Here is a 5,177-nt window from a genome sequence, read left to right as displayed (position 1 = left end):
GATTGTACAGGATCCATCCACAGGGAGGTGCGGCTTGAAGGCGGGCTTTCCCTGCCGGATGGATTCCTGCAATCTCGGTAATTGCTCCTGCATTACTCTACCTCCTGCATCAATGCAGTCGCCTGTACAGAATGGCAGTGGAGAAATATCTACCCACTCATTTTTCAAAAGAGCCAGTTATCTGCTAATGAATATTGTCACCACCGTCGCCTTGCCTGCCCGGACACCCATTGAACTCCCTAATTTGGAAATCAGCCTCGACATTGACAGCTTTTCATGGAGTTTCACCGGCCAGCTTTGGGGCGCTTCTAATCTTGCCCTGATAGAACCGGATGGAAGCTGGGGTCAGGTCTTTCTTCTTGAAAGAAGCAAGTCTGTTATAATTGCCCAGCCTAAATATAATAGAATAGTCAGGTACCTCATATCGCAAATAGTGACCCACGACAATGGTTATTCAAGAAGAAAGACCTGATCCCGGTTTTCATTTTCACAAGACCCCGGTTTTCAAAAAGACTGTCTACGTAGCTCTTGGAGTAACTATTTGAAGGTCATAGGGAACTTTTGGAGCTTTGGATTGCCGAAACAGAAGGTTCCAAATTTTGGTTGTCCGTTCTGACAGAGCTCCAAAACCGTGGCGTTGAAGATATACTCATCGCTTGTGTTGATGGACTGACAGGCTTTCCAGATGCAATTACCATGGCTTTCCCGAAGGCTCAGGTTCAGCTCTGTATTGTCCATCAGGTACGCAACTCGCTGAAGTATGTGTCCTACAAAGACCGTAAAGCAGTCGCCAGTGACCTGAAGAGGATTTACCAGTCTAGCTGAAGCGGAATTGGAGCTGAGCGCCTTTGAAAGTGCCTGGGGCGAGAAGTTCCCTTCCATTGGCAAGTCCTGGCGCAATAACTGGGATAACCTGATCACCTTGTTCGACTATCCTGCTGACAACAGGAAGGCGATTTATACGACCAATGCAATAGAATCGTTGAATAGTGTGATTCGAAAAGCAACCCGGGAGCGGAAGATATTTCCAACAGACGGTTCGGTTATGAAGGTGATTTATCTGGCTATGGAAAGGGCATCAACCAAATGGACGATGCCTATACGTAACTGGAAAGCGGCTATGAGTCGGTTTGAAATCATGTTTCCAGACCGATTTAAACTATAAACAACTGTGGGTGTTTACACAGAATTATTGCGATTAGCAAATAGTTACGGGAGATCTTAGCTTTATGAACTTAATCATCAATTCAAATTCAGGCCGCCTCAATTTAACCGCTAACAATCAGAACCTGCCCCCCAGCCCCAACGACTCCTGCATCGTAACCCCTAAACCAGTTACAATGCACCACCCGGCTGATATTAAACCTTCTGACTGGATCCCTCTTAACCATCGCTCAGTCGATCTCGCACCGTCCCCCAACATCAAACCGCTGTCTGAACTGGAGAGCATGAATGATGATTCGTTTGTGTCATATATCATCCAGCTCATAGACAGTAACGATCATGAAGCACTTCGAAATATCTCCGCTTATCTCTTTAAAGCCGGGACAAAAAAAAGATGTTATTATCAGGAAGTCCCCAATGAGAGGCTCGATAGCACCACACTTCTGCTTTACGCCATAAAAAAAGAGCATCCTGAATGCGTCAGTGCACTCATTAATAAAAATCCCGAGCTGCTCAAAATACACGACAGAAAACAATATCCGATCCATGCAGCGGCCAAACAGGGCAATCTGACATATCTTAAATTAATAGTAACAGTCGCCCCCTCAGGGATTTTACTAAACGATCCGGATTCTTCGGACACAGCGCTTCATCATGCGGTAAAAAATGGACAACTAAACTGCATTCGTTACATTATCGAACAGGAGCCTGAAGCTCTCAAGCAACACAACAAATACTCACAGTTACCAGCATCCTATATAATGGAAAGCGAGAATCGTGAGGAAGTCCTTCGTTTTTTCATTAACAACTATCATGATATTCTGGAGGATGAGTTCTTTTCTCTATTACTGAAGGCAGTTGACAGAAAAAAAAGAGCGTGTGTCATCCTTCTACTTGAAAATTTCTCTCCTTTCCAGAACCATTGGTTAGTTTACGGCTTCAATTACACAAATCTCACCGGTCAATATCCGGATTTATATAAAAAACACAGAGAACCATGGGCACTGGCCAGACAACCCATAGCAGGGTTTGATATCAAAAAATCCAGAGACGAGTATATCCGGCTCAATTCCACTGATTCTGCCAGAAAAATAAAGTTCAGTGGCTTGCCTGGCGTTCATGATGGCCCAATCAAAAATCAGAACAAGTCGGCTCAAACAACAAAAGGCTGCACCGTGTCAGAGCACCTGAATCTGTTCTCCGTAAACCGTGCATCGGATTACCTGCATCAGGCTCGATCTTTTTTGGCGGGCATTGATCACGCAGGAGTCATTTTAACTATAAAAACCTATGATACAGAAGATGACAATTCGGTAATAATGAAAAATCAATTCTGGTCTTTGGGTGACGAATGTGCAAGCGTACAGATAATGAATTCACTCGTAGACCAGGGAGTCCAGAAAATCACCGTAAAACTGACAACACCCAGAAAGTTTACAGATAATGATCACAAGGTAATTCTCTCAAAACTGGCGACCCTTATTCCGGAAATAGATGGCAGCAACCCGCAGATACCCACAAAATTTGAGAGAAAAGGGTGCCATATTGAGATCGTTGGAGAGGCTTCACAGACAACTCAAGAGGTCAAACCAGCTTTATGGTTTTCATTCACCTCTGTGGATTTCACATTCAGGTTAACAAACGAATCAGATTTAATTACAATAAAACCCTATCGATTCAACAAATGTCATGAAATCGTCTATACAGACATTATTTATGGCTCCAAAACCGAGGCTCAGGGAAACGTACTCCCCCTGTCGTTACCCGTTCACTCGATAATTCCAAAGTCCTCTTGTGATTCTCAAAAAAGTAATGCTTTATGCAACTTAGATGCTGTCAATACGATGATAACCATGGGCGAAGAAAAGCAGGCGCATATATCCTTTGTCTATGGATTACATCATCCTAATGCAAGTTACTGCAATATTTTAAAAAACTGGTTAAATGCCATTACCGAACAATACCGGACCGGATATTCCCCTTGTAATAATCGCCCATTGATCATTGCCGTCTTTCCGAACACAAACCAGTACCTTTCCAGGGAACTCCACAGGTTACATGATGAATATTCAGTAAAGCTGATCGATATACACGATGGATCCGCTGAGCTTACGCTATCCAGTTTAAATCCGGGGGAAATCGTGATTACTGAAATGCCCGTCCTGCCAAAACCGGTATTTGAAAGACTGGTAAGCTGCTCTGACTATCCAGTCCTGACCGAAGGCGCGAATCTGACTTCATATCTTCTGCAAACCGGACACCCTTACCTCGCAGTACTGCCCTGTGGTGATACACCTGTCCCCCAGGATATCGGATATGCTTTTGAAGCAATCAGAGCACAGGCACTATCATACAAGCTCGGCCATTCAGAAACAGAGTCGGAAATACTCTGTCAACTGGAAAATCTCGTATTGATGGAAAAATACCAGGAAGCACTTGACTTCATCGAAAAGATAAGAATATCTAACTATCGTTTTAGCTCAGCGTTTGGCTTTTTCTGGTCTCTCTCTGAAGTACGCATGTCCCCCCAGGCAGACACACCGGTCACAGTGGTCAGTCTGCTGACCAAAGCCAGGGATCTACAACAACAGGGTAAGACTCTGGGGGAGGCTGGACGACAGGCACTAATCCACACACTGACACCGTGCAAAAAGGCGTTAACCACCTATATAAATGACTGTTTGAATCCGGGTTCACCAACAATCTGGCATTTTGAACTGATGAAAGAACATGTTAATAAGCCATTTAACAATGCTGTCGCTATGGCTTGCGTGAAATTTGCCCAGCATAAAGGCATACGCCCACCGTATTCAAAACTCCCGGACTATGAAATAGCTAAAAAACCAGAACCCTAAACAGCGAAATTCAATAATCCGGGTGAGCGTCAAACCTCCAATACTGAAGCCAATGGATAATGGGCAGGATATTCAGCTCTGGCAACCCCGGAATCTACCGCAGCCCGGGAAAAATAAAGGACATCCAGTGCGCCGAGATAAATCGGCAAAAGATTGAAGGTGAAAGCCCAGCAATTCCCGACGAATACCAAACTCCTTCTGCTGCAAGCGGCTCAGCCTGGCACTAAAAAAAATGATCGCACAATTTATCGACTAAAATAGCCCCATACCACTTCACTGTCGTTGACTTGATTATGGCTACCGCTATTCAGAAGTACAGCAAGCACCTTAATGCCACCAATCTTATTAATAAAATATCTGAGTGTTTTGATAAAGTTAAAGATCACCGCAGTAATAAATGCCCTATCCCTTTTGGTAATTTCCTAAAATCTGGCTTTGCCATGATGCATCAACAATGCGACGCTCTTTTGGAATTTGATAATAAGCGTAAAGATCCAATTCAATGTCACAATCTCGAAAAGATGTATCACGTTAAAGACGGAATAATTCCATCTGATAGTCGAATGAGCGAAGTAATTGACCTTATTGACCCTGAAGCTATTAAAAATAAAAAGGACACCCATAAATTTTATCAAAAATAAGGGAAAAATAAAAAGGACACCCATAAATTTTATCAAAAATAAGGGTATTTTTATGGACCTGTTGAGGCTGTCCACCTTCAATCTCTTGCCGATTTATCTCGGCGCACTGGATGTCCTGTTCTCCCCTCCTGTTCTCCCCTCCTGTTCTCCCCTCCTGTTATCCCCTCCTGTTATCCCCTTTTTTATGGATGTCCTGTTCTCCGTTTTATGGATGTCCTGTTCTCCGTTATGGATGTCCTGTTCTCAAAATAAAAAGGACACCCATAAATTTTATCAAAAATAAGGGTATTTTTATAAAATAAAAAGGACACCCATGGAAAAATAAAAAAAGAAAAATAAAAAAAAAATAAAAAGGAAAAAATAAAAAGGACACCCATAAAAATAAAAAGAAAATAAAAAGGACACCCATAAATTTTATCAAAAATAAGGGTATTTTTATGGACCTGTTGAGGCTGTCCACCTTCAATCTCTTGCCGATTTATCTCGGCGCACTGGATGTCCTGTTCTCCCCTCCTGT

The 5,177-nt window shown here is 43.0% G+C and carries 3 protein-coding genes and 1 pseudogene; all 4 read left to right on the top strand.

Annotation, left to right across the window (positions count from 1 at the left end; all coding sequences use genetic code 11):
- The coding region (locus RM811_RS10990; RefSeq protein WP_402524004.1) for a hypothetical protein at positions 1 to 472 on the top strand (472 nt) is incomplete at its 5' end.
- Positions 473 to 500: 28 nt separating this feature from the next.
- Positions 501 to 1,165 (top strand): annotated as a pseudogene (locus RM811_RS10985) (IS256 family transposase); the annotation flags it as partial.
- Between the two features lie 64 nt (positions 1,166 to 1,229).
- Positions 1,230 to 4,019, top strand: a complete 2,790-nt coding sequence (locus RM811_RS10980; RefSeq protein ID WP_402524001.1) for an ankyrin repeat domain-containing protein — start codon at positions 1,230 to 1,232, stop codon at positions 4,017 to 4,019.
- A 293-nt stretch (positions 4,020 to 4,312) separates the two neighbouring features.
- The gene (locus RM811_RS10975) at positions 4,313 to 4,660 is read left to right on the top strand and encodes a hypothetical protein (RefSeq protein WP_402523999.1); all 348 of its coding nucleotides are present in this window, start codon (positions 4,313 to 4,315) and stop codon (positions 4,658 to 4,660) included.
- Positions 4,661 to 5,177: the final 517 nt, after the last annotated feature.

The sequence above is a fragment of the Endozoicomonas sp. genome (assembly GCF_031844845.1).
In the GTDB taxonomy this organism is placed as follows: Bacteria; Pseudomonadota; Gammaproteobacteria; order Pseudomonadales; family Endozoicomonadaceae; genus Endozoicomonas.
This window is presented reverse-complemented; position numbering and strand designations above follow the sequence as displayed.

Bases quoted from the DNA above. Each gene is read 5' to 3' on its own strand.
- RM811_RS10980 (WP_402524001.1), top strand. From the start codon at position 1,230: ATGAACTTAATCATCAATTCAAATTCAGGCCGCCTCAATTTAACCGCT.
- RM811_RS10975 (WP_402523999.1), top strand. From the start codon at position 4,313: ATGGCTACCGCTATTCAGAAGTACAGCAAGCACCTTAATGCCACCAAT.